Genomic DNA, 25,056 nt, shown 5'->3' on the forward strand with positions numbered 1-25,056 from the left:
CACTACGATGCAGGTGCTCTCGCACGGTTCGCCCTCGTTGTTCCCCGGGGCCGCGGCCGGCCCCGGGTCCCCCACGTCCGGAGGTAGACATGCGCAGCACGAACCATCGGTTACGCAACGGCGGCATCGCCGCGGCCGTCGCCCTGCTGGGTGGCGCCGTCGGGATGTCGTCCGCGGCGGCGGCCCAGGTCGACCCGCTGCCGATCAAGGCACACCAGACCTTCGTCGGGCAGGTCAACGGCGCCACGATCGGCGCGGTGATCCAGGTCGGCTGCTTCGGCCCGGTGGGCGGCACCTCGACCGGCCACCCGCTGGCCGGCCAGACGGTCTCGGTCCAACTGGTCGCCGGGGCCGCCCCGGCCGCGGCCCGGGTCGGCTGGACCGGCGACTCCGCCGACCACGTCCTGGTCGCCTTCGGGAACCCGACCTCCGCGGCGCCGGCCACCGAGATCAAGGCGTACGGCGTGAAGGTGCCGATCCCGCAGTCCCTGGACCTGCCGTGCTCCGGCACCGGCACGGTGGGCTTCGTCCCGGCGCCGACGAGCGCGACGGCGCAGCCCGCCACCGTCGACGTCACGTACGTCAGCGTGGGCGCGACCCCCGCGGGCTGAGCTCGGCGGCGGCGCCCGCCGCGGCCGGGTCCGCGACGGCGGAACGGGCGACGACGCGGCCCGGGCGGCGGGCGCCGCCGCGCTCCAGCACCATCGACGCCACGGCCAGCAGCACCGCGCCGCCGGCCAGGCCGACCCCGACCCAGTTGGCGGCGGTGTAGCCGTGGCCGGCCGAGATGACCAGGCCGCCGAGCCAGGCGGCGAGCGCGTTGCCGAGGTTGAAGGCGCCGATGTTGGCGGCCGAGGCGAGTGTCGGCGCGCCCGCGGCCTGGTCGAGCACCCGCTTCTGCAGCGGCGGGGTGGTGGCGAAGCCGAGCGCGCCGACGGCGAAGACGGTGACGGCCGCGGCGGTCCGGTGGTGCGCGGTCACGGTGAAGGCGGCGAGCACCGCGGCCAGCCCGACGAGCGCGGTGAGCAGCGCGGGCATCAGCCGCCGGTCGGCGAGCCGGCCGCCGGCCAGGTTGCCGACGACCATGCCGAGGCCGAGCAGCACCAGCAGCCAGGTCACGCCGTCGTCGGAGAAGCCCGCGACGTCGGTCATCATCGGCGCCAGGTAGGTGATGGCGGCGAAGACCCCGCCGAAGCCGAAGACGGTCGTGCCGAGCGCGAGCAGCACCTGCGCGTTGCGGAGGACGGCGAGCTCGTGCCGCAGGCTCACGCCCGCCGGGCGCGGCAGGTCGGGCACCAGGCGGGCGACGCCGAGCAGGCCCGCCACGCCGAGGGCGGCGACCACCAGGAAGGTGACCCGCCAGCCCGCGCCCTGGCCGACGAGGGTGCCGAGCGGCACGCCGATCACGTTGGCGACGGTCAGCCCGGTGAACATCATCGCGATCGCGCCGGCCCGCCGGGCGGGCGCGACCAGCTCGGCCGCGACGACCGAGCCGATGCCGAAGAAGGCGCCGTGCGCGAGCGAGGTGATCACCCGCCCGGCCAGCAGCACGGCGAAGTCGGGGGCGGCGGCCGAGACCAGGTTGCCGACCGTGAACAGCCCCATGAGCAGCATCAGCATCCGCTTGCGGGTGACACGGGTGCCCAGCGCCGTCATCAGCGGCGCCCCGGCGACGACGCCGAGCGCGTACCCGGTGACGGCCAGGCCCGCGGTCGGGACCGGGACGCCGAAGGCGTCGGAGATCTGCGGCAGCAGCCCGATGGGGACGAATTCCGTGGTGCCGATCCCGAAGGCCCCGATGGCCAGGGCCAGCAGCGCGAGAGGCATGAGAGGCAACCCTTCCGGTAATCCCGCCGCACGGCTGGTCCCGCCGCAGGGCGCGGCGACACGTTGCCCGCGGGGGCACGTAACAAGCGTTGACAATAATTGCAGACGCGGATTAATTGCAAGCGCGTTAGAGTGGGGCGAGCGCGCACGGCAGCGGAGCCGGGCGCCGGACCGCCCGCACCGGGCCAGGAGGAGCGATGACCGCCACGGATCCGGCCATGACCGCACTCGCCGGCGGGTGGTGCGCGCTGTCCCTGCTGCACGGCCGGATCGAGGCGCACATCGAGCGCGCGCTCCAGACCGACCACGAGCTGAGCGTCCGGGAGTTCTCGCTGCTGGACGTGCTCAGCCGGCAGCACGACGGCGAGGGCGGCCATCTGCAGATGAAGCAGGTCGCCGACGCGGTGGTGCTCAGCCAGTCCGCGACGACCCGGCTGGTCACCCGGCTGGAGGAGCGCGGGCTGCTGTCGCGCTACCTGTGCCCGACCGACCGGCGCGGCATCTACACCGACGTCACCCCGGCCGGCGCCGAGCTGCTCGACGCCGCCCGCCCGACCAACAACGCGGCACTGCGCGAGGCCCTCGACCAGGCCGCCCAGGACCCGCAGCTCGCCCGGCTGGTCAGCGCCGTCGAACACCTCGCCGACCCGGTCGGCGCCTGACACCCCGCCCCGCCCGCGCCGTGCGCGGGTACGGTACGAGCGGGGCCGCGGCCCGGCGTGCCGCCCGCGTACCCCGCCGGCCGGCAGCGGCACCGGACACGACAGCAGCGGGAGGACGCCGTGCGGATCGCGGTCTTCGGCAGCAGCGGCGCGACCGGGCGCCAGGTGGTCGCCCAGGCGCTGGCCGCCGGCCACGAGGTGACCGCCTTCGTGCGCGACCCGGCCAAGGCGCCGCCCGCGCACTCCGGGCTGACGATCGCCGTCGGGCAGGTGACGTCCGACCAGGACGCGGTCACCGCCGCGGTCACCGGCGCCGACGCCGTGGTGGTCGCGCTGGGCACCGCCCGCACCTGGCAGGGCCTGCGCGCGCCCGCCGTCATGGCGCAGGCGGCGCCGCGGATCGTGGCGGCGATGCGCGCCGCGGAGGTCTCCCGGGTGGTGTGGCTGTCCGGCCTCGGCGTGGGCGACACGCTCGGGGAGGTCCCGCCGCTCCCCCGGCTCGGCTACCGGCTGCTGCTCGGCCGGGTCTACGCCGACAAGGCCGCGGGCGAGCGGGTGCTGCGCGGCAGCGGCCTGGACTGGACGCTGGTCTACCCGGTGATGCTCACCAACGGCGCCCACACCCGCCGCTACCGGCACGGCGAGAAGCTCGCGCTGCACGGGATGCCGACCGTCTCCCGGGCGGACGTCGCCGACTTCCTGCTGGGCCGGGCCGTCTCCGGCGACTACCTGCACAAGATCGCGGTGGTCGCGGACTGAGCGCGCGGGACGGGGCGGGAGGCGAACCGGGCCGCCCGCCGGGGCAGTTGCGCGGGGGCGTTACGATCGTCCCTCCGCGGGCGCCGCAGTCGCCCGGACAGCGGTGACGGCGGATTCGGGAAGGCGGCGGCGGCCCGCGATGAAGGTGGTTGTCTTCGGTGCCTCGGGCATGGTCGGGCACGGGGCGCTGCGCGCCGCGCTGCTGGACGACGGCGTGACCGAGGTGGTCGCGGTCGGGCGAGGCCCGCTGGGCGTCGGCCACCCCAAGCTGCGCGAGGTCGCGCACGCCGACTTCACCGACCTCGCCCCGATCGCGGACGAGCTGGCCGGCGCGGACGCCTGCTTCTACTGCCTGGGGGTCTCCACCACCGGCCACAGCGCCGAGGTCTACCGCCGGGTCAGCTACGACTTCCCGCTGGCCGCCGCACGCCTGCTGTCGGCCGGCAACCCCGACCTGACGTTCACCTACGTCTCGGGCGCCGGCACCGACAGCACCGAGCAGGGCCGGGTGGCCTGGGCCAGGGTCAAGGGCCGCACCGAGAACGCGCTGCTGGCCCTGGACATGCGCGCGTACATGTTCCGCCCCGGCTGGATCCGCCCGGTGGACGGCGCCGTCTCCCGCACCCCGCTCTACCGCACGATCTACCGGCTGACCTCGTGGCTCTACCCGGCGGCGCACCGGCTGGTGCCGGACCGCGTGACCACCACCGCGCTGCTGGGCCGGTCGATGCTGGCGGCCGTACGGCTGGAGGGCGCGGGCCCGCACATCCTCTCCACCCGGGACATCAACCGGCTCGGCGCCTGAGCGCCGCGCCCCCGCCCGGACGGCGGGCGGCCGTACGGCGAGTCGGGCGGTCTTCCGGAACGGCGGACATACCCTGCGCGGTCAGCGGGCACAAGCAGCGTCATGACCGAGATCGGCCTTCCCGACGGCATCCGTGCCTGCCTCTTCGACCTCGACGGTGTCCTCACCCCGACGGCGCTGGTGCACGCCGCCGCCTGGAAGGACACCTTCGACGCGGTCCTGCGCACCATCGAGGGACCGGACTTCCAGCCCTTCGACGCGACCGCGGACTACGACACCTACGTCGACGGCCGGCCGCGCGCCGACGGGGTGCGCAGCTTCCTGTCCTCGCGCGGCATCGAGCTGCCCGAGGGCGAGGAGGACGACCCGCCCGAGCTGAACACCGTGCACGGCGTCGGCAACCGCAAGAACGTGCTGGTGCTGGACAAGATCCGGGAGAAGGGCGTCCGGCCCTACCCCGGCTCGGTGCGCTACCTGGAGGCGGTGCGCGCCGCGGGCCTGCGCACCGCGGTGGTCTCCTCCTCCGCCAACTGCCGGGACGTGCTGGTGGCCGCCGGGATCGAGCAGCTGCTCGATGTGCGTATCGACGGCAACGTGGCCCGCGAGCGGGGCCTGCGCGGCAAGCCCAAGCCGGACACCTACCTGGAGGCGGCGAGCGACCTGGGCTGCGGCCCGGACGAGTCCGCCGTCTTCGAGGACGCGCTGGTCGGCATGGACGCCGGGCGCGCCGGGCGGTTCGGTCAGGTGGTGGGCGTGGACCGCACCGGGCAGGCCGAGGAGCTGCGCCGGCACGGCGCCGACACGGTCGTCACCGACCTCGCCGAGCTGCTGGAGCCCGCCAGGTGATCACCGACCCGGCCTACGAGGTCTCGCCGTGGAGCCTGCGCGAACTGGAGCTCAACCTCGATCTGCTGCCGCAGAGCGAATCGGTGTTCGCGCTGTCCAACGGCCACATCGGCTGGCGCGGCAACCTCGACGAGGGCGAGCCCAACGGCCTGCCCGGCACGTACCTCAACGGGCTGCACGAGCTGCACCCGCTGCCGTACGCCGAGGCCGGCTACGGCTACCCGGAGTCCGGGCAGACGGTCATCAACGTCACCAACGGCAAGCTGATCCGGCTGCTGGTCGACGACGAGCCGTTCGACCTGCGCTACGGCACGGTCCGCAGCCATGTGCGGGAGCTGGACCTGCGGGCCGGGGTGCTGCGCCGGGAGTGCGAGTGGGTCTCGCCCGCCGGGCGCGCGGTGCGGGTGCGCTCGACCCGGATGGTGTCCTTCCGGCAGCGCTCGGTCGCCGCCATCTCCTACGAGGTCGAGCCGCTGGACGGCGAGGTGCGGCTGGTGGTGCAGTCGGAGCTGGCGGCCAACGAGGAGGTGCCGCACTCCCCCGGCGACCCGCGGGTGTCGGCCGCGCTGTCCTCGCCGCTGCTGGGCGAGGAGCACTCCGCCACGGGCACCCGGCTGCGACTGGTGCACTCCACCACCCGCAGCAGGCTGCGGGTCGCGGTGGCGGCCGACCACCGGGTGGAGGGCCCGGCGGGCACCACGCAGGTGTCGGCGGACTCCGCCGACGACGTGAGCCGGCTGACCGTCACCTCGGTGGTGGGCGCCGGGCAGACGCTGCGGCTGGAGAAGTTCGTCGCCTACGGGTGGTCGGCGACCCGCTCGCTGCCGGCGCTGCGCGACCAGGCGGACGCCGCGCTGGTGGGCGCCAGGGACACCGGCTGGCAGGGGCTGCTGGACCAGCAGCGCGCGTACATGGACGACTTCTGGGAGCGCGCCGACGTCGAGGTGGACGGCGACACCGAGATCCAGCAGGCGGTGCGCTTCGCGCTCTTCCACGTGCTCCAGGTCGGCGCGCGGGCCGAGGAGCGGGCCATCCCCGCCAAGGGCCTGACCGGCTCCGGCTACGACGGCCACACCTTCTGGGACGCCGAGACCTTCGTGCTGCCGCTGCTGACCTACACCTCGCCGCGGGCCGCCGCCGAGGTGCTGCGCTGGCGGCGCAACACGCTGCCGGCCGCGAAGGAGCGGGCCCGCCAACTGGGCTTCGCGGGCGCGGCCTTCCCGTGGCGGACGATCAACGGCGAGGAGGCGTCCGGCTACTGGCCGGCCGGCACCGCCGCCTTCCACGTCAACGCCGACATCGCCGACGCGGTCGTACGCTACGTCTCCGTCACCGGCGACGAGGCCTTCGAGCGCGACACCGGGCTCGAACTCCTCGTCGAGACCGCCCGGTTGTGGCGCTCGCTGGGCCACCACGACCACGCGGGCGCCTTCCACATCGACGGCGTGACCGGGCCCGACGAATACAGCGCCATCAGCGACGACAACGCCTACACCAACCTCATGGCGCAGGCGAACCTGGAGGCCGCCGCGGACGCGGCCGAGCGGCACCCGCGGCACGCCGCCGAATTCGGCGTGACCGACGAGGAGACGGCGGCCTGGCGGGACGCCGCGGCGTCGATGGCGCTGCCCTTCGACGAGGACCTGGGGGTGCACGAGCAGTCGGTGGGCTACACCCGACACCAGGTCTGGGACTTCGGGGGCACACCCGAGGACAACTACCCGCTGATGCTGCATTACCCGTACTTCGACCTCTACCGCAAGCAGGTCGTCAAGCAGGCGGACCTGGTGCTGGCGATGTACCTGCGCGGGGACGCCTTCACGCTGGAGCAGAAGGCCCGCAACTTCGCCTACTACGAGCCGCTGACCGTACGCGACTCGTCGCTGTCGGCCTTCGGGCAGTCGGTGCTCGCCGCCGAGGTCGGGCATCTGCAGCTGGCGTACGACTACCTCGGCGAGTCGGCGATGATCGACCTGGAGGACCTGGAGAACAACGCCCGCGACGGGCTGCACATCGCGGCGCTGGCCGGCACCTGGACGGCGCTGGTGGCCGGGCTCGGCGGGATGCGCCTCTTCGACGGCGGCCGGCTGCGCTTCGCCCCGCGGCTGCCGGAGACCCTCAGCCGCATCTCCTTCCGGCTGCTCTTCCGCGGCCGCCGGCTGCGGGTGGAGGTCGGCCGCAGCACCGCGACGTACACCCTGGCCTCGGGCGAGCCGCTCCAACTGGTGCACTACGACGAGGAGTTCACCCTCACCACGGACAAGCCCGCCGAGCACGGGCTGCCCGTTCCCGAACACCGCCCGCCGCCCGCCCAGCCGCCGGGCCGCGCCCCGCTGCGCCGCCCGCAGCACCCGAAGTAGCCGCCGCACCGGGCCCCGCCCGTACCGAAGCCGTGACGGCCGCGCGGCCGGGCTGACAGACTGGCCGGGTGCGCGACTACGACATCCTGGTGATCGGTTCGGGCCCCGGCGGGCAGAAGGCGGCCATCGCGGCCGCGAAACTCGGCAGGCGGGCGGCCCTGGTGGACCGCACCGACCGGCTCGGCGGGGTGTCCCTGCACACCGGCACCATCCCGTCCAAGACGCTGCGCGAGGCGGTGCTCTACCTCACCGGCCTCAACCAGCGGGATCTGTACGGGCAGAGCTACCGGCTCAAGGAGGACATCACCGTCGCCGACCTGACGGCCAGGACGCAGCACGTCGTCGGCCGCGAGGTGGACGTGGTGCGCAGCCAGCTGTCCCGCAACCGCATCACGGTGCTGGACGGCACCGGGCGCTTCCTGGACGAGCACAGCGTGGCCGTGACCGGCGCGGGCGGCCAGGAGCAGGTGGTGACCGCCGACCGCATCGTCATCGCCACCGGCACCCGGCCGGCCCGCCCGGCGAGCGTCGAATTCGACGACCGCACGGTGATGGACTCCGACAGCGTGCTGCGCATGGAGCGGGTGCCGCGCTCCATGGTGATCGTCGGCGCCGGGGTGATCGGCATGGAGTACGCCTCGATGTTCGCCGCGCTGGGCAGCCGGATCACGGTCGTCGAGCAGCGCGAGGCGATGCTGGACTTCTGCGACGCCGAGATCGTCGAGGCGCTGCGCTACCACCTGCGCGACCTCGGGGTGACCTTCCGCTTCGGCGAGACCGTCGCGGCCGTGGAGCGGCACGAGAACGGCACCCTGACGGTGCTGGCGAGCGGCAAGAAGATCGCCGCCGACGCCGTCATGTACTCCGCGGGGCGGCAGGGCCTCACCGACGAACTGGCCCTGGACAAGGCGGGCCTGGCCGCGGACAAGCGCGGGCGGCTCGCGGTGGACGAGCACTACCGCACCGCGGTGCCGCACATCTACGCGGTCGGCGACGTCATAGGCTTCCCGGCCCTCGCCGCGACCTCGATGGAGCAGGGCCGCTGCGCGGCCTACCACGCCTTCGGCGAGCCGGCGCACGCGCTCGCCGACCTCCAGCCGATCGGCATCTACACGATCCCGGAGATCAGCTTCGTCGGCCGCACCGAGGACGAGCTGACCGACGCCTCCATCCCCTTCGAGGTGGGCGTCTCGCGCTACCGCGAGCTGGCCCGCGGCCAGATCATCGGCGACGCGCACGGCATGCTCAAGCTGCTGGTGTCGCCGCAGGACCGGCGGCTGCTCGGGGTGCACTGCTTCGGCACCGGCGCGACCGAGCTGATCCACATCGGGCACGCCGTGATGGGCTGCGGCGGGACGGTGGACTACCTGGTCGACGCGGTCTTCAACTACCCGACGCTGGCGGAGTCGTACAAGGTCGCGGCGCTCGACGTCACCAACCGCATGCGGCAGATCGACCGGCTCGGCGACTGACACCCCGCGTCCGCCCCCGGGCGCGGTCCGGGCCCGACTCCCGGTCCGCGCCCGGGCATTGACAACGGGGGTCGCCGTGCCAAATATGGGAGCGCTCCCACGCTCTGCACCGCACCGCACCGCGCACACCCCCACACGTCACGCCTCGCGAAGGTGAGAGACCGTTGCGTCCAGGCATTGCGAAAAGCTCGGCACATCCGCGCAGACGGCTCGCCGCCTGCGCCTCCGCGCTGGCGCTCGGCGCCGCGCTGCTGGCCGGCGGCGGCACCGCGCTGGCCGACGACCCAGGCGCCCCGGCCCCGCAGCCCGTCGGCGTCACGGTGAACGCCGCCGAGGGCCAGGGCACCATCCCGGACACCGCCTACGGCCTCAACAGCGCGGTGTGGGACTCCCAGATGAACGTCCCCGAGGTCCAGGACCTGCTGTCGGCCGCGAACATCGGCATGATGCGCTACCCCGGCGGCTCCTACGGCGACATCTACCACTGGGTCGACAACACCGCCCCCGGCGGCTACGTCGCGCCCGGCACCGACTTCGACGCCTTCATGGGCACCGTCAAGAAGATCGGCGCCCAGCCCATCCTGATCGCCAACTACGGCTCCGGCACCCCGCAGGAAGCCGCGGACTGGGTGCGCTACTCCAACGTCACCAAGGGCTACGGCGCGAAGTTCTGGGAGGTCGGCAACGAGCTCTACGGCAACAGCCACTACGGCGGCAACTGGGAGACCGACAACCACGCCGACACCTCGCCCACGGCCTACGCGCACAACGTCGCCGACTACGCCGCCGCGATGAAGGCCGTCGACCCCACGGTCAAGGTCGGCGCGGTCCTGACGCTGCCCGGCAACTGGCCGGACGGGGTGATGGCGGGCAGCGAGACGTCGGACTGGAACCACACGGTGATCCCGCTCATCGCCGGCAAGGCCGACTTCGTCATCGTCCACTGGTACCCGGGCGGCTCGGACGCGGCCGGGATGCTCAACACCCCCTCCCAGCTGTCGGGCGAGCTGGCCCAGCTGCACGACCAGCTGGCCGAGGGCGGCGCGGCGGACATGCCGGTCGCGCTGACCGAGCTGAACTCCAACGTCTTCGAGGACACCCAGCCCAACGCGCTGTTCGGCGCCGACGCGTACCTCACCGCGCTGCAGAGCGGCGTCTTCACCGTCGACTGGTGGGACACCCACAACGGGCCCGGCGCGATCAGCACCGCCCCGGACGGCGCGACGGACTTCAACGACTACGGCATCCTCTCCAGCGGCACCTGCGTCGGCGACGTGTGCGAGCCGCCGCTCAACACGCCCTTCGCGCCCTACCACGCCATCTCGATGCTCAGCCACCTCGGCACCCCCGGCGACCAGCTGATCGGGGCGGCCAGCGGCAGCCCGCTGGTGGCGGCGCACGCGGTGCACCGCAAGAACGGCGACCTGAGCGTCATGCTGATCAACAAGGACCCGGCCAAGGCGCAGACCGTGGCCCTGAGCTACCAGAACTTCCTGCCGGACGGCGGGGCGGCCACCGTCGACACCTTCCGCGACCAGGCCTCCTCGATCGACAGCGCCACCGCGCCGAACACCGGCAGCTGGACGCTCCCGCCGTACTCGATCACCACCGTGACCGTCCACCCGAAGGCCGGCAGCGGCTCGGCCCTGAGCGCGCCGGGCACCCCGAAGGTCACCGCCGCGGACGCCACGACCGCGACGGTGAGCTGGACGCCGTCGACCGGCGGCAAGGTCGACCGCTACGAGGTCTACCGGCAGATCGGCGCCAACAGCGAGCTGGTGGCGACCTCCACCGGCACCTCGGCGACCGTCCACAACCTGGTGCCCGGCAGCACCGGCACCTGGAACATCCTGGCCAGGGACTCCAGCGGCCACCTGTCACGGCCCTCGGACCCGCTCACCGTCCGCACCGGCACCCCGCAGGACTCCACCTGCAAGGTGTCGTACGCTCTGACGGCCGGCTGGGGCAACGGCTTCAACGCGAACGTGACGGTGACCAACACCGGGCCGGCGACCATCGACGGCTGGACGCTCGCCTTCACCTTCCCGAGCAGCGGCGAGTCGGTCAGCGGCTTCTGGAACGCCAACCTGAAGTCCGACGGCAGCCATGTGACGGCGACCCCGGTCGACTGGAACGCCACGCTCGCCCCGGACGGCGGCAACTCGGCGACCTTCGGCTTCACCGGCGCCAACAACGGCGCCTACCAGTCGCCGACGGTCTTCACCCTCAACGGGACGGTGTGCACCACGGTGTGACATCCTTCCCTTCCCGGGACTGCCTGCCGCACCCGGCGCCTGTCAGGGGCGCCGGGCGCGGCAGGCGCTTTTCCCGGCCCCTCACGGCAGGCGCCGGCCGCCGCTCCAGGCCAGCAACCGCTCCGCGCTCCAGGTGGTGACCACGCGCCCGGCCGGGATCCCGGCCTCCTCGGCGCGCGCACAGCCGTAGGCCTGCCAGCCGAGCTGACCGGGCGCGTGGGCGTCGCTGTCGATCGCGAAGAGCACGCCCGCGTCCCTGGCCAGGGCGAGCAGCCGGCGCGGCGGGTCGAGCCGCTGCGGGCTGCTGTTGATCTCCACCGCGGTACCGGCCGCGGCGCACGCGGCGAAGACCGCCTCGGCGTCGTACGCGGACTCCGGGCGGCTACGGCGCTCGCCGACCAGCCGGTTCGTGCAGTGGCCGAGGACGTCCACCAGCGGGTTGCCGACCGCGGCGAGCAGCCGGCGGGTGAAGGCGGGCGCGGCCATCCGCAGCTCGGAGTGCGCCGACGCGACGACGACGTCCAGCCGCCCGAGCAGCTCCTCGTCCTGGTCGAGCGAGCCGTCCGGGAGGATGTCGCACTCGATGCCGGTCAGCAGCCGGAAGGGCGCGAGCTGCTCGTTCAGCTCGGCGACCGTGTCCAGCTGGCGGCGCAGCCGGTCGGCGGTCAGTCCGTGGGCGACGCGCAGCCGCGGCGAGTGGTCGGTGAGCACCGCCCACTCGTGCCCTTCGGCGCGGGCGGCGTCCGCCATCACCGCGATCGGGCTGTTGCCGTCGGACCAGTCGGAGTGCAGGTGGCAGTCGCCGCGCAGCGCCGCCCGCAGGGCGGCGCCCCCGCCGGCGGGCGGGCCGCCGTGGTCGCGTTCGAGGTCGGCGAGGTAGCCGGGGGTGCGCCCCCGCGCGGCCTCGGCGAGCACCGTCCCGGTGGTGCTGCCGATGCCCCGCAGGTCGGTGAAGCGGCGGTCCGCCGTACGCCGCTCCAGCTCGCCGGGCGGCAGTCCGGCCAGCACGGCGGCGGCGTTGCGGAACGCGCGGATACGGTAGACGGGCGCGTCGGCGCGCTCCAGCAGGAAGGCGATCCGCTCCAGCGCCTCGATCGGCTCCATGGAGAGCAGCTTCCCGCCCCGGCCCGGCACGTAACGGCGCGGCCCGGCGGGTCACACGTTCGCGGCCGCCCCGACCGGGGTGCCGTCAGGCGCTGGGTACGTGCAGCGCGTCCCAGGTCTCCTTGCCGGGGGGCCATTTCAGGGCGGCGCCGGTCCAGCCCTTGTGGTGGTCGGTGTTGTACTTGCGCTGCCACGCCTCGTAGGAGGCGACGTCGCCGGAGCCGATGACGTCCTTGTTGGCGGTGCTGCGGTAGTGGTTGCAGCCGACCGCGACCAACCGGTCGTGCATGGCCGCCACGACGGGCGAGCGGCGCCCGGTGGTGAACCAGGCGGCGCCCGGGAAGGGCTCGTAGCGCGCCACCGGGGCGCTCTTGCCCGCCCAGGTGTGCAGGGCGGCGCGGTCGGCGAAGTGCCCGACGTTGCGGTCCAGGCCGCCGGCCTCGCTGTACTGGTGGAAGAGCCAGGGGTGTTCCACCCGGGGGTGGCCCTTGGGGGCCGAGGGGTCGGCGATCCACAGGCCGTCGGCGCAGTAGGACGTGCTGTCGCGGTTGAGCCAGAAGTCGCGGTTGCAGTAGAGGACGACCCGGTGCCCGGCGGCCTTGGCCTTGACGTGCTTGAGCCAGGCGTCCTTGTCGGCGCCGGACACCCCGGTGTCCTCCCAGTCGAAGGCCAGGAAGTCCCCGGCCTTCATCGCGGCGTGCGCGAGGAAGTAGTCGGCCTGCGCCGACATCGAGCCGGGCCGGGCGAAGTGGTAGTGGCCGACGACCAGGCCGCTTTCGCGGGCGGTGGCGACCTGCCCGGCGTGCTTGGGGTTGGTGTAGCTCGATCCCTCGGTGGCCTTGACGACGACGAAGTCCAGGCCGCTGGTGCTGTAGTCGCTGCTCTGGTAGGAGGCGACGTCGATGCCGTTGACCGTCACGGCGGTCCCTTTCCGTGCTCGTGCGCTGGTGGTGCGGTGGTGCGGGGTTCTCCGGGGGCGGGGGGTTGCCGGGGGTGGCGGGGTTCGGGGGCGGTCAGTGGACGGGGCCGACGTCGAAGGTGTCGCCGCAGACGACGGGGTTCTTCGTGGACAGCGTCATGGACTGGGTCGATCCCGGCGGGTAGACCATGATCAGGGTGGGCGTCCGCCAGCAGCCGCCGTCCCTGACGCCCTGGTTGAGGGTGTGCAGGTCGGCTTCGACGGTCTGGCCCGGGGCGATCCGCACCGCGCCCGCCTTCACCGTCTGGCGCGTCGCGGGCTTGCCGATGACGCTGCCGTCACCCCGCAGCAGGGACACGCCAGGGAAGCCGTTGAGGGTGCAGCTGTGCTGGGTGGTGTTGGTGAAGTCCAGCGGGTAGTAGATGTTGCCGGCGCCCGGGTCGCCGCGCCCCAGGGTCATCTTGAGGTCGGTGACGGTGCAGCGGGCCGCGGCCTGCTGCTGCGTACCGCCGGAGGAGCCCGCCGAACCCGACGACGCCGGGGGCGAGGTGGTGCCCGCGGGGGGCTCCGGGGTGGTCGTGGCCTGTCCGGCGGAGGCGCCGTCGGTGGGCGTCGCGGTGCCGGACGTGGTGGCCGGGGCGGACTGCGAGGTGTCGTTGCCGTCGGCGGTGGGCCCGGCGGCCGAGCCGTCGCCGCCGCTGTTGCAGCCGGCGGCAGCGGCGGACAGCAGCGCCACCGCCGTGACGGTGAGGACGGTCGGACGGCGACGTGACCGCGACCGGTCCGCCGTCGCGGAGTGAGAGGACGAGTTAGCCATACTGCTCGGTTTCTCACGCCGGGCCTTCTTCGAACCTCCTCCGCGCCGATTGTTGCTGTTTCCGCACATTGTCACCGCGCGGAACAGCGGAAACAGCACACTCGTACGGCACGCGTACGTACGGGCGAACCGGGCCCTGGCAAGGCCTTGACCGGGCATTGTGTCCGGGCCGCCGTGCCGGTCCGCCGCCCGGGCTCAGTCGCGCTCGCCGCGCCGCTTGCGGACCTGCCACACCACGAGCGCGACCACCACGACCACCGCGACCACGATCGCCACCGCTGTCCCCGCGGTCTTCTCGACGCGCTTGTAGGCGCTGCCGGCGAAGTAGCCCAGCAGGGTGAAGCCGACGCCCCACACCAGCCCGCCCATCGCGTTGAAGAGCAGGAACGTCGGGTAGCGCATCCGCGAGATGCCCGCGAGCGCGGGCATCATGGCGCGGAAGAAGGCGATGAAGCGCCCGAGGAAGACCGCGGCGGGGCCGCGCCTGCGGATGAAATCCCGCGCCTGGTCGATCCGCGCGCGGTGCCCGCGCAGCGTCCTGACCTCCAGGATCCGCGGCCCGTACCGCCGTCCGATCTCGTAGCCGACCGAATCCCCGGCGACAGCCGCCAGCACGACCACGGCGGCCAGCCAGTACACCGAGACCCGCCCCTCGTTGGCGATCACGCCGCCCAGCACCACGGCGGTCTCGCCGGGCAGCACGAAGCCGAAGAAGAGCGCGTCCTCGCAGAAGACGAGCGCCCCCACGACGGCGTAGACGGCGGGGCCGGACAAGCGCGAGAGCCAGTCGGTGATGGAGTGCATGGAGGAAGCCTTCCCCCGCTCGCCCGCCTCCCCGCACCCGCGGCGCGGGCGGGTTCCGGGAACGGGCGGGCGCGGGTTCCCGGGAGCGGGCGGGCATCGGGACGGGTGTGCGGAACGTGGCGTCCGGGACAGGCGTGCGCACGGTGGCATCCGGGGCGGGTGCTCGGGGCAGACGTCCACCGCGGGTGTGCGGGGCGGGTGTTCGGTGGGTGAAAAGGGCGTTGGGCGCGCATTCACACACTCCTCACCGGAAATTACCTCCCCTGGCCGCAACGGGACGGGCCCCCTGCTCGTCCAATGGGTACGGGCACGTGGCAGGAGGCGGGGAGCTATGGCGGGGGCGGGGACGCGGGCCGTACGGCGGGGCGGCGCGGCGGGGGCGGCGGTGGCCGCCGTGCTGGTGTGGCTGCCGGGGGCGGCGCAGGCGGCGCCGGGCGATCCGTCCGGCGGGTGGACGCTGCCCACCTTCACCGCGCAGCCCGCCGCGACGGACTACGGCGACCGCACGGTGACGCTGGCCGGGCGGCTGGAGCGGGGCGGCCGGGAAGGCGGCGGCCCGCGGGAGCCCGTGGCGGGTGCGACGGTGGACATCGTCGCGGGGGATCCGTCCGGCGCCGGAGCGCAGTTGCTGGGCACCGTGACGGCCGGTCCTGGGGGCGCCTTCCGGCTGCCGGACGCGGAGATCGGCCTGCGCCCGGCCGACGCGGGCCCGGGGCCGTGGACGGTGCCGGTGCACGCGCTGCACCGTACGCCCGGCCCTGGCGGGGGCGCGTACGGCGACTGGGACGCCGAGGCCGAGGTGGACGTCACGGCGGCGCCGAGCACCGTACGGCTGACGGCGGCCTACACGCTGGGCGCCCCGGCGGCCCAGGGCCGTGACGTCACGGCGGCGGGCCTCGTCGAGCGGGCCGCGGACGGCAACTGGGTCCCGGTCGCGGGCGTGCCGGTGCGGATCGGCTACGTGCCGGACGGCGGTTCCGCGCCGGTGGCCCGTACGGTGCGTACCGGGCCCGACGGGCGCTTCTCCGCGGACGTCACGGCGACCGCGGCAGGCACGGCCTCCACCTCCCTGGAGGCGGCCGACGACCCCTACCTCGACGCGAGCGGCGCCGCGCCGCAGACCCTCCGGGTCCCGGTGGCGGCCTTTGACCCGGCGCCGGTGACGAGCGCGCCCGCCACGGCGCGGCACCGCGCCGCTCCGGCCGCGCGGCACGTCACGGCGGCGCCCGCCACGAGCGCCGCCCGCAGGACGGGCGCCGCCCCGGCCCCGTCGCCGACCGTGACGGGCGCCGCCGAGCAGCCCGGCAGCCTCGCGATGACCGGCTCGGGCGGCTTCACCCGGGCGGCCTTCCTGACCGGCGGCAGCACCCTGATCGCGGCCGGGCTGCTGCTGGCGGTGGCCCGCCGCCGCATCGCCCGCGCGGCGGACTGAGGGGGGCGGCGCCGCACGGGCTCGGCTCCCGTGGAGCCGCCGGTGGAAGGCTCAGCTGCAACAGAGCTGCCGGTGGAAGGCTCAGCCCCCGTAGAGCTGCCGGTAGGAGGGGAAGTCGCCGCCCGGGCCGGTGACGGGCTCGGCCGCCAGCAGGGCCTTGCGGATGGCGCGGGCCAGGGTGTCGGCGCCCGCGGCGAAGATCGCGTCGAGGGCGCCCGCGGCGAGGTGGACGCCGAAGGCCGGATCGGCGGTGGGCTCGCCGGGCGGGAGGAGCGGGCGGTCGCCGGTGGCCATGGCGAAGACGGCGTCGCCGTCGGAGAGCAGGTGGACCGGGCGGATGGCGCGGGCCAGCCCGTCGTGGGCGGTGCCGGCGAGCTTCTGGGCCTGGGAGCGGGAGAGGTCCGCGTCGGTGGCGACGACCGCGAGCGTGGTGTTCACCGGACCTGCCACCCGTTCGGCGTAGCGCGCGGCCGCGGCGCCGAGGCGGTCGCGCGCCCGTTCCCGTACGTCCTGCGGCAGGGGCGTGCCGCCCGGGGCCGCGGCCCAGAGCAGGCCGGTGGCGGGGTCGACGGCGGAGCCCGCCGCATTGACGACCGCGAGGGCCGCCACGGTGACGCCCGAGGGCAGGACGGTGCTCGCGGTGCCGGTGCCGCCCTTGAGGCCGCCGACGACCGCCCCCGTTCCGGCACCGGCGGCGCCCTGCGGCACGGGGGCGCCCTGCGGGGACGCCGCTGCGGCCGCGGCGGCGGCGCGGCCCATGGCGGCGTCCGGGCGGGCGTACCAGTCGCCGCCGCGCCCGAGGTCGAAGAGCGAGGCCGCGGGCACGACCGGCACCACGCGTCCGGGTCCGCCGACCGGGAAGCCGCGGCCCTGCTCCTCCAGCCAGAGCGCGACGCCCGAGGCGGCATCGAGGCCGAAGGCGCTGCCCCCGGACAGGACGACGGCCTCGATCCGCGGGACGATGTTGCGCGGGTCGAGCGCGTCGGTCTCCCGCGTGCAGGGGCCGCCGCCGCGCGTGTCGACGGCGGTCACGGCGCCGCCGGGCGGGGCCAGGACGACGGTGACGCCGGTGAGCCAGCCGTCGCCGGTGCGCTGCGCGTGGCCGACCCGCAGCCCGGCCACGTCGGTGAGCGCGTCGGCCGCGCCGGGTGCTGTGCGCTCCTCCATCGGGCTTCCTCCTCCGTGCGGGGCGGGCGTCAGGTCTCGACGTCCGGTCCGGCGCCCTCGGACCGCGCGCCCGGGACGCCGTGCGCGTCCAGCGCGGCCAGGAAGGCGCCGGCGTCCGCGGGCGTGACGAGCGCCCGCACCCGGCGTCCGGTGTCCAGCAGGACGCCCTCGCTCTTGCGCATCCGGCCCGGGTCGAGGCTCGCCCACACCGTCCAGCTGGCGGTGCCCCAGATCCGGAGCTGCCCGGTCATCGGGCCGAGCCGGACCCGCTTGGCCGCGGCGAGCGAGCCGTAGGGGATCTTCTTGGTGCCCCAGGGGAAGTAGTAGCCGCGGATGCGTATCGCGTCGTCGGTGCAGTGGATCCAGGTGTCCCGGTAGGTCGCGGTCATGGCTCCAGTCTCCCCCCGGGCGCGGGTCCGCAGAAGACTCCGCCCCCGGAGGAGTCGCGTCCGGTGCTGGTCAGTGGCCCGAGGTGGCCTTCAGGCCGACGACGGAGACGATCAGCAGCGCGACGAAGAAGATCCGCGCGGCGCTCGTGGGCTCGCCCAGCAGCAGCATTCCGGCGACGGCGGCACCGGCCGCGCCGATGCCGACCCAGACGCCGTAGGCGGTGCCGATGGGCAGTGTGCGGGCCGCCTGCGCGAGCAGCACCATGCTGGCGGCGATGCCCGCGCCGGTGGCCACGCTGGGCCACAGCCGGGTGAAGCCGTCGGTGTATTTCATACCGACCGACCAGACGACTTCGAGCAGGCCTGCGACGACAAGTAGGACCCATGCCATGACGGCACCTCCGTGATCGGGGATCTACAGGGGTGCGCCGTCTTTGCAGGGTCCCGGTACGACGCGCTCGTCGGGTTCCCCCAAGAGTAGCAAATACCGTCATTACGGTCAGGCCCACGAAGGGGGCGCGGATCCGGTCGCTCGCGGGCAAGCCCTCTCCAGAGATCCGATGTCAGCCGACTCCTTCGCCAAGGAAGGCCATTGTGAGCCGCGTTGACCGCGGAATCATCCGAACTCTGCACTGCCGTACGGGTGTCGACGCGGTCCCCACGGGGAATGAGCGAGCCGAATCCCCCACACCACAGGAGGCTCCTGTGCAAGGTCATGTGCGCCCTGTGCGACGCACCGCGGTCCTGGCGACCGCCGCTCTGGCCGCCGGACTGTTCCTGACGGCCCTTCCCGCGCGTGCGACCGCCGCCACCCCGGCCGCACCCTCCCCCCACTCCCCCGCCGCCGCGCCGCGGGCGGCCGCCGACGGCTGGACCGGCAGCTGGTCGGTCTCGCCGCAGAGCGGCGGGCCCTCGTACGACCACCAGACGCTGCGGCAGATCGTGCACACCAGCATCGGCGGCAGCGCCGCGCGGCTGCGTATCTCCAACGCCTTCGGCTCGGCGCCGCTGACCGTGTCGGACGTGCACGTCGCCCGGCGCACGTCCGGCTCCTCGGTGGACACCGGTACCGACCGGACGGTCACCTTCGGCGGCGCGACGACGGTGACGGTGCCCGCGGGCGGCACGGCGGTCAGCGACACGGTCGGCTTCACCGTGCCCGCGCTGTCCGACGTCGCCGTCAGCCTCTACCTGCCGCAGCCCACCGGCTCGGCGACCTACCACCAGCAGGGCACCGCGACCAACTACACCGCGAGCGGCGACGTCAGCGGCTCCGGTGGCATCAACGTGTCCTCCACCAGTGGCAGTTACTCCTTCCTCACCAACCTCGACGTGCAGAACCCGGCCGCGCAGGGCGCGGTGGCGACGCTGGGCGCCTCGATCACCGACGGGGTCGCGTCGGCGCAGGACTCCAACCGCCGCTGGCCCAACGACCTCGCGGTGCGGCTCGCCGCGAGCGGCCGTACGGTCGGCGTGCTCAACCAGGGCATCAGCGGCAACAAGCTGCTCAGCGACGGCGCCGGGCAGAGCGCGCTGGCCCGCTTCGACCGGGACGTCGTCGGGCAGCCCGGGGTGCGCTGGGTGGTCTTCTCCGACGACCCGATCAACGACCTGGGCGCGGGCAACCGCCCGAGCGGCGACCAGCTCGTCGCCGGGCTCCAGCAGCTGATCACCCGCGCGCACCAGGCGGGCATCTCCTTCCTGTGCTCGACGCTCACGCCCTTCCAGGGCTCGGGCGGCTGGACGCAGCAGGGTGAGGACGCCCGGGCGCAGATCAACGCCTTCGTCCGCGGCGCGGGCAGCGGCTGCGACGGCGTCGTGGACCAGGACACCGCGACCCACGACCCCGCCAACCCGGCCCGCTACCTGCCCGCCTACGACGCGGGCGACCATCTGCACCCGAACGAGGCCGGGTTGCAGGCCATCGCCAACGCGGTGGACCTGTCGCTCTTCGGTCCCGCCGGGCAGCCCGGCGGCAACTGGATCGCGCTGCGGTCGCACGCCAACGGCAAGTACGTGACGGCGCCGAACGGCGGCGCCTCGCCGCTGATCGCCGCGGGCACCTCGGCGGGCACCGCCGAGCAGTTCGACCAGGTCAACCTGGGCGGCGGGCACATCGCGCTGCGCGCGCACGCCAACGGCAGGCTCGTGACGGCGGAGAACGCGGGCGCGGCCTCGCTGATCGCCAACCGCGACGCGGCCGGCGCGTGGGAGACCTTCACCCTGCTCCACAACCCGGACGGCAGCGTCACCCTGCGGGCCGAGGTCAACGGCCGGTACGTGACGGCCGAGGCCGCGGGCGCGCAGCCGCTCATCGCCAACCGCGACGCCATCGGCCCGTGGGAGGAGTTCGACCTGGTCATGCCGTGACCGTCCGCGGCGCCCCCGCCGTGACCGGCAGTACCAGCCGGGAGGGGCAGGCGGCGTCGCGGAAGACGGTACGGGCGCCGGGCGGGCCGGCGACGTCCCAGCGCGGGTGGCTGCTCGCCGCGACGTGCAGCCGCACCCGGTGGCCCCGGCGGAAGACGTGCGCCGTCGACCACAGGTCGACGTCCAGCTCACGCGCCCCGTGCCCGCCCTCGGGGCGCACCCGCAGCACACCGTCGGTGAGGACGCGCGAGGTGCCGTCGGGCGCGACGTCGCACAGCCGCACCACCCAGTCGGCGGGCCCCGCCTCCGCGGCCGCGAAGAGCGTCGCCCGGACCCGGCCGGCCACTTCCAGCGGCGCGGCGAGCGGCCCGCCGGTGTGCACCAGTACGTCCCGGCGGGCCTCGACCTCCCGCTGGTCGGCCGGGCCGGCCGGATACCCCGCGGTGAGCAGCAGCGGGCCGCCCCGGGTCGGGACCGGGTCGGCGGGGTCGTGCCGGAAGGACGCGCCCGGCTCCCCCGCGTCCGGCGCCCCGGCCGTCAGCCCGCCCCCCGCGCGCAGATACAGGGCCGTCGGCACGGCGGGCGGCGGCCACGCGTCCAGCCGGCGCCACTCGTCGGCGCCCATGAAGAAGACCAGGGCGGCCGCGCGGCCCTCCTCGGATGCGACTGTGCTCGGGCGCGCCAGGACCGACGCGAGCCACTCCAGGGTGCGCTCGCGCAGCGACGGGCCGCCCGCGAGCGCCGCTTCCCCGGCCGCGGGGCCGAAGTCGCGGGCGGGGAAGCGGCCGGTGCGGTCGTCGTGGGTCCAGGGGCCGACGACGAGGGCGGCGGTCACGCCCGCCGCGCGGGCCGCGAGGTGGTTGTCGAGGCTGCCCTGCAGGAAGGCGTCGTACCACCCGGCGACGGTGAGGGTCGGCACCGCGAGCCCGGTGTGGTCGGCGGGCACGCACGGCAGCGGCGGGCCGCCGGGCCGCGCGGGCAGCGGGAGGGAGCGCAGCACCGTGGGCTCCCACCCGCCCGCCGCGAGACCGTCCCGGGCGCGGTCCAGCTCCCGCAGGGCGCGGGCGCGTTCCACGGGGTCGGCGGCATGGCGGCGGCTCAGCACCTCTTGGCCGAGGCCGAGCGTCCACTGGGCGAGCAGCCCGCGCTCGGCGGCCCCGCCGCGTGCGACGAGCCCGTCGCGGGGGTCGGCCCAGGTGAACTCCGGTACGGCGGCGGCCAGTTCCGGCGGCCCGGCGGCGATCGCGGCCCACTGGGTGTGCCCGAGGTAGCTCGGCCCGTACATCGCCACGCGCTCGTCGGACCCCGGCAGCCGCGCCGCCCAGCGCACGGTGTCGTGGCCGTCCTCCCGCTCGTGGACCAGCGGCTCCCACACCCCGCCGGAGTCGCCGCGCCCCCGCACGTCCTGCACGACCACGAGGAAGCCGCGCCGCAGCGCCGCGGCCGGGTCGAGCCGGGCGAGCACGCCGGGGTCGCGCCGGCCGTAGGGAGTCCGCGCCAGCAGCACGGGCCACGGCCCCCCGCCGCGCGGCCGCCGGACGTCGGCGCACAGCACGGTCCCGTCCCGCATGACGGCCCGCACGGTCTCGGGTTCCCCGGGCATGGTCGCTCTCCTTCACGAGGTGGGTCCCCGCCGCGATGTCACGGCGGGGACGGGGTGGCAGAGAAGCGGCTGCGGGGCGCGGCTGACGATCAGGCGGCCTGACGATCGGCCCCGCCCGACCGTCAGCCGCCCTGACGATCGCCGCGGCTCGACCATCCGGCAGCCGGACGGTCAGGCGGCCTGACGATCCGCCCCGCCCGACCGTCCGACCGTCCGACCGCCGCACGGTCAGGCCCCCGCACGGTCAGCCCGCCCGACCGTCAGCCCGCCTGACGATCCGCCCGCTGGAGGCAGTCTCAGCTGATCGTCAGGTCGTCTACGTACCCGCGGTATCCGCCGCCCGTGCTGCCCGGGTGGTCGTAGCCGATCAGGATGCGGGCGATCTGCTTGCCGGAGCTGTGGGCCGCGAGGTCGACCGTCACGTGGTTCCAGGTGTCGGGAGTCAGGTGGCCGCACTGCTGGGCGGGGTGGGCGCGGGTGCCGTTCTGGTCGGTCGCGCCGGAGTCGCGCAGGGTGCTGCCGTCGGTGAAGACGAGGTCGACGGCGACGCATTCGCTCTCCGCCGATCCCGCGGGCACCCACGGGGTGGTGGCGTGGGACTGCGGGTAGATCCAGTAGCCGAGGGTCTTCGCGGTGCCGACGGCCAGGGGCGAGCCGGCGAGGTCGAAGACCTTCAGGTAGGCGTGCGGTGAACTCCCCGCCGCGGAACCGGAGTACATCAGCGCGGAGCCGCCCGTGCGGGAGGTCTCACCGGTGCGCACACCCGCCTGCGGGCCCGGGGAGTCACCGTTGATGCCGGTCACACCGGTCGCGTTGCCGCCCGCGGTGTCGACGGTGTCGGTCCAGCTCGGCTGCGCCTGGCCCGGCTCGAAGCCGGAGGCGAAGCTGCTGCTCGTGCCGCCGCTGCCGCCGGACGACGCGAGCGGCTGGGCGAGTTCGGCCTGGACGGTGGCGTACGAGGTGCCGGGCGGCGCCAGCGTGACGGTCTCGCCCGCCGTGGTGGCCAGCGTGATCCTCGTGCCGCTGACCGTCCCGGCGCCCGCGCCGTTGCGGTAGACCTGGACGGCGGAGCCGGGCCAGGGGTTGGTGAAGGTCAGGCCGCCGCCCTTCTGGCTGACCGCCCGCACGTACTGCACCGCGTTGCCCGACCGGCTGCTGGAGACGAGGAAGCCGCCGTCCGCGAGCAGGTCGCCGAATTTGGCGTCGGTGCCCGCGGGCCAGTCGGGGAAGACCTTCACGTCGTGCTGGAAGGACTGGAGCAGCATCTCGTCCAGGCCGGAGGTGGTGACGTTGAGGTTCTCGATGCCGCCGCCGCTGTGGTGGATGCCGAGGTTGGGGTAGCTGTTGGCGGTCGCCTCGGTGTGCAGGTGGGACAGCAGGGTGGCCGGGTCGTAGCCGACGCGCGCGGCGGCGGCGTAGAAGGTGGCGGGGGCGTTGCCGCCGTGCCAGGCGCTGGTGAGCTGGCCGACGGTGTTGCGCGCGGTCTGCAGGAGCGCGGGGGCGCTGTCCAGGCCGACCTGGCCACCGGGGTAGACGGCCTGGATGTCGATGTCGTTGCCGTCGTTGACGAAGGCCGCGCCGGTGGAGGTCTCGCGGAAGACGGTCTGGCCGTTCTGCGTCATGGTCGGCAGCGGCGCGAGGTGCGCGTCGATGTCGCTCCAGGTGGCGCGGGTGCCCGAGTCCTGGTTGAGCGCGGTGGAGATGTCGACGAGGCCCTGCATGAGCAGGTGCACCAGGCCGAGCGACAGGATGCTGTTGGTCTGCGGGTAGGCGTTGTCCTCCTGCGGCGCGTCGTTCTCGATGGTGTACGTGCCGGCGGAGTCCTTGCTGAGGTAGTGCTGCCAGAACAGGCCGACCTGCTTGAGGAAGGGGTAGACGGTGGCGGCGTACGCCGTGTCGCGGGTCTGCTCGTAGCGCATGACCATGTCGCTGGCGAGGTTGACGGCGTTGGACTTCTGGTTGTGCAGGTTCATGTCCGCGCTGGTGGCGTTCGGCGAGATGCCCACCGGATACAGGACGCCCTGGAAGCCGTTCTGCGCGGCGAGTTGCTGCCCGCGGCTCATCCAGTCCAGGACGGGCTTGTCGTACGCGGCCATCTGGTCGATGTGGTTGGTGGTCAGGGCGGCGTAGAAGGGCGCCTGGTAGTTGTAGTTGGTGTGGTAGTCGCCGTTCCAGTTCATGTTCCCGGTGATCCAGTTGCCCCACAGGCCCGGCGCGTACTTGCCGGGGCGTGACACGCACCCGAGCAGGTACAGCGAGCCGTACCAGCTCTTCTCGACGGCCTTGTCGGGGATCTGGACGTACGACTGCGACCAGTACGACTGCCACCAGGCGCGGTGGGCGGCCTGGTGGCTGTCCACGTCGCCCTGGGTGAGGCTGCCCACGAGGGCGTCGGCGGCGGCCTGGTAGCCGCCGGAGTCGGCGCTGGACTGGATGCCGGCGACCAGGGTGGAGGAGGTGCCGGGCTGGAGGGTCAGGGTGAGGGTGCTGCCGGAGATGCTCTGGCTCTGGCCGATGGTGCGGGCGGCGATCCGGGCGCGCGGGTCGCCGCTGCCGCCGGTGTCGGCGACGACGTCGGCGTCGAGGTCGTTGCCGGTCCTGGCGACGGCGGGGGCGCCGCCGGAGCCGTTCTGCAGGGTGACGGTGATCTGCTGGGTGCTGCCGCCGGTGAGGGCGAAGGACGTGACGAGGATGTTCCGGTTGGCGTCCACCCAACTGGTGGTCCGCAGCGTCTGGCCGTTCTTGGTGTACGTGCCGCGGACCTCGGCGTGGGCGATGTCCTGGACGACGTCGTAGCTCGCCCCGGCCAGGCCGCCGGCCTTGACCACGACGCGGCCGAGGGGCTTGATGGCGTGGCTGGTGGCGGACCAGAAGTCGTTCTTGCCGAGGTAGAAGGTCTGGTTGTCGATACCGCCGCCGATCGCGACGCCGACGTCGCCGTTGCCCAGCTCGGGGGCGTCGACGGTGCCGCCGCCGGTCAGCTGGGTGGGCGGGGAGGTCCATTCGCCCTGGTAGTGGGACACGGTGTCCATGCCCTGGGCCGCGGTGACCGAGTCGGCCGCGGCGGGCGGGGCCAGCGCGGCGGTCAGCATGGCGCCGACCAGGGCCGCTGCTGCCACGGCGCCCGTCGCACGGAGGGCGGGCCGGGTGAGCCTCATGAGCTGCTGCCTTTCTGGTGGGGGGATGCCGCCGTCGCGGCGCCCGCCGGCCGGTCGCCGTCGCCGGATCGCACCGGTGCCGTGTCCGAGGGCCGCCCACCCGACAAGACATCGGATGACTGGCGATCGAAGAGGCAGCGAGAGCCACGAGGGGCGACAGCGTACTGACAGCGTTGTCACACCCGCGGGGCGGCGCGGTTCCGGCGGCAGCCGGGGCCGAACGGTCGAAGCAGGGACGCGCATCGTGGGGGACCTACGAGCGATGAGGCGGGGAAAGCGGCTGCGAGCCGGGTCCCCCGGGCGCTCA

At 74.4% G+C, this 25,056-nt stretch carries 20 protein-coding genes and 1 riboswitch; of the genes, 10 read left to right on the forward strand and 10 right to left on the reverse strand.

Going from position 1 to position 25,056, the window contains the following annotated elements:
• The first annotated feature begins 89 nt into the window (after positions 1–89).
• Complete coding sequence (locus tag ACH4SL_RS23055; RefSeq protein WP_398448440.1) at positions 90–611, forward strand: hypothetical protein; 522 nt, start codon at positions 90–92, stop codon at positions 609–611.
• Here ACH4SL_RS23055 and ACH4SL_RS23060 read toward each other — a convergent pair.
• Entirely contained in the window at positions 583–1,827 is a 1,245-nt protein-coding gene (locus tag ACH4SL_RS23060; RefSeq protein WP_398448443.1) for an MFS transporter, read from the reverse strand. The two genes, ACH4SL_RS23055 and ACH4SL_RS23060, sit on opposite strands and share 29 nt — an antisense overlap.
• Positions 1,828–2,024: 197 nt before the next feature.
• Here ACH4SL_RS23060 and ACH4SL_RS23065 point away from each other — a divergent pair, with 197 nt between their 5' ends.
• The 7 genes from ACH4SL_RS23065 to ACH4SL_RS23095 all read left to right on the forward strand — a co-directional run bounded on the left by ACH4SL_RS23065 (position 2,025) and on the right by ACH4SL_RS23095 (position 10,986).
• Positions 2,025–2,489, forward strand: a complete 465-nt coding sequence (locus ACH4SL_RS23065; RefSeq protein ID WP_398448445.1) for a MarR family winged helix-turn-helix transcriptional regulator — start codon at positions 2,025–2,027, stop codon at positions 2,487–2,489.
• Positions 2,490–2,609: 120 nt separating this feature from the next.
• Positions 2,610–3,248 carry an NAD(P)-dependent oxidoreductase gene (locus ACH4SL_RS23070; RefSeq protein WP_398448447.1) on the forward strand — a complete coding sequence of 213 codons (639 nt, stop codon included), beginning with the start codon at positions 2,610–2,612 and terminating at the stop codon, positions 3,246–3,248.
• Between the two features lie 139 nt (positions 3,249–3,387).
• The gene (locus tag ACH4SL_RS23075) at positions 3,388–4,053 is read left to right on the forward strand and encodes an epimerase (protein WP_398448449.1); all 666 of its coding nucleotides are present in this window, start codon (positions 3,388–3,390) and stop codon (positions 4,051–4,053) included.
• 102 nt (positions 4,054–4,155) lie between these two features.
• Positions 4,156–4,899: an HAD family hydrolase gene (locus tag ACH4SL_RS23080; protein WP_398448452.1), complete on the forward strand. Its 744-nt coding sequence runs from the start codon at positions 4,156–4,158 to the stop codon at positions 4,897–4,899.
• Positions 4,896–7,259: a glycoside hydrolase family 65 protein gene (locus ACH4SL_RS23085; RefSeq protein ID WP_398448454.1), complete on the forward strand. Its 2,364-nt coding sequence runs from the start codon at positions 4,896–4,898 to the stop codon at positions 7,257–7,259. The genes ACH4SL_RS23080 and ACH4SL_RS23085 overlap by 4 nt, the downstream gene beginning before the upstream one ends.
• A 68-nt stretch (positions 7,260–7,327) precedes the next feature.
• Positions 7,328–8,731 carry a Si-specific NAD(P)(+) transhydrogenase gene (gene sthA, locus ACH4SL_RS23090; RefSeq protein ID WP_398448456.1) on the forward strand — a complete coding sequence of 468 codons (1,404 nt, stop codon included), beginning with the start codon at positions 7,328–7,330 and terminating at the stop codon, positions 8,729–8,731.
• A 164-nt stretch (positions 8,732–8,895) separates the two neighbouring features.
• The gene (locus ACH4SL_RS23095; RefSeq protein ID WP_398448458.1) at positions 8,896–10,986 is read left to right on the forward strand and encodes a cellulose binding domain-containing protein; all 2,091 of its coding nucleotides are present in this window, start codon (positions 8,896–8,898) and stop codon (positions 10,984–10,986) included.
• 81 nt (positions 10,987–11,067) lie between these two features.
• On the opposite strand, the gene ACH4SL_RS23100 is transcribed toward ACH4SL_RS23095, so the two are convergent.
• The 4 genes from ACH4SL_RS23100 to ACH4SL_RS23115 all read right to left on the reverse strand — a co-directional run bounded on the left by ACH4SL_RS23100 (position 11,068) and on the right by ACH4SL_RS23115 (position 14,630).
• A complete protein-coding gene (locus ACH4SL_RS23100) occupies positions 11,068–12,090 on the reverse strand; it encodes a PHP domain-containing protein (protein WP_398448460.1) in 1,023 nt (340 codons plus the stop codon).
• A gap of 85 nt (positions 12,091–12,175) precedes the next feature.
• Positions 12,176–13,009, reverse strand: coding sequence for a GH25 family lysozyme (locus ACH4SL_RS23105; protein WP_398448462.1), 834 nt, complete (start codon positions 13,007–13,009; stop codon positions 12,176–12,178).
• 94 nt (positions 13,010–13,103) lie between these two features.
• Positions 13,104–13,745, reverse strand: a complete 642-nt coding sequence (locus tag ACH4SL_RS23110) for a DUF4232 domain-containing protein (protein ID WP_398448464.1) — start codon at positions 13,743–13,745, stop codon at positions 13,104–13,106.
• A gap of 276 nt (positions 13,746–14,021) precedes the next feature.
• Complete coding sequence (locus ACH4SL_RS23115) at positions 14,022–14,630, reverse strand: DedA family protein (RefSeq protein WP_398448466.1); 609 nt, start codon at positions 14,628–14,630, stop codon at positions 14,022–14,024.
• Between the two features lie 331 nt (positions 14,631–14,961).
• On the opposite strand from ACH4SL_RS23115, the gene ACH4SL_RS23120 reads away from it, so the two are divergent.
• Positions 14,962–16,062: a hypothetical protein gene (locus ACH4SL_RS23120; RefSeq protein ID WP_398448468.1), complete on the forward strand. Its 1,101-nt coding sequence runs from the start codon at positions 14,962–14,964 to the stop codon at positions 16,060–16,062.
• An 81-nt stretch (positions 16,063–16,143) separates the two neighbouring features.
• On the opposite strand, the gene ACH4SL_RS23125 is transcribed toward ACH4SL_RS23120, so the two are convergent.
• From ACH4SL_RS23125 to ACH4SL_RS23135, 3 genes are all read right to left on the reverse strand, one after another.
• On the reverse strand, positions 16,144–17,229 hold the full coding sequence (locus ACH4SL_RS23125; RefSeq protein WP_398448470.1) for a P1 family peptidase: 1,086 nt from the start codon (positions 17,227–17,229) through the stop codon (positions 16,144–16,146).
• A gap of 29 nt (positions 17,230–17,258) precedes the next feature.
• On the reverse strand, positions 17,259–17,618 hold the full coding sequence (locus tag ACH4SL_RS23130) for a hypothetical protein (protein ID WP_398448472.1): 360 nt from the start codon (positions 17,616–17,618) through the stop codon (positions 17,259–17,261).
• A 70-nt stretch (positions 17,619–17,688) separates the two neighbouring features.
• Positions 17,689–18,009 carry a DMT family transporter gene (locus ACH4SL_RS23135; RefSeq protein WP_398448474.1) on the reverse strand — a complete coding sequence of 107 codons (321 nt, stop codon included), beginning with the start codon at positions 18,007–18,009 and terminating at the stop codon, positions 17,689–17,691.
• A 31-nt stretch (positions 18,010–18,040) separates the two neighbouring features.
• A riboswitch (guanidine-III (ykkC-III) riboswitch) is annotated at positions 18,041–18,101 on the reverse strand.
• A 243-nt stretch (positions 18,102–18,344) separates the two neighbouring features.
• On the opposite strand from ACH4SL_RS23135, the gene ACH4SL_RS23140 reads away from it, so the two are divergent.
• On the forward strand, positions 18,345–19,988 hold the full coding sequence (locus ACH4SL_RS23140) for a GDSL-type esterase/lipase family protein (RefSeq protein WP_398448476.1): 1,644 nt from the start codon (positions 18,345–18,347) through the stop codon (positions 19,986–19,988).
• On the opposite strand, the gene ACH4SL_RS23145 is transcribed toward ACH4SL_RS23140, so the two are convergent.
• Both ACH4SL_RS23145 and ACH4SL_RS23150 read right to left on the reverse strand, forming a co-directional pair.
• Positions 19,978–21,591 (reverse strand): CocE/NonD family hydrolase, encoded by a 1,614-nt coding sequence (locus tag ACH4SL_RS23145; RefSeq protein WP_398448478.1) that lies wholly within the window; start codon positions 21,589–21,591, stop codon positions 19,978–19,980. The genes ACH4SL_RS23140 and ACH4SL_RS23145 overlap by 11 nt on opposite strands.
• Before the next feature lie 296 nt (positions 21,592–21,887).
• Entirely contained in the window at positions 21,888–24,749 is a 2,862-nt protein-coding gene (locus ACH4SL_RS23150) for a glycosyl hydrolase family 95 catalytic domain-containing protein (protein WP_398448480.1), read from the reverse strand.
• Positions 24,750–25,056 lie beyond the last annotated feature (307 nt).

The sequence above is a fragment of the Streptomyces sp. NPDC021020 genome (assembly GCF_044333285.1).
Classification (GTDB): Bacteria; Actinomycetota; Actinomycetes; order Streptomycetales; family Streptomycetaceae; genus Actinacidiphila.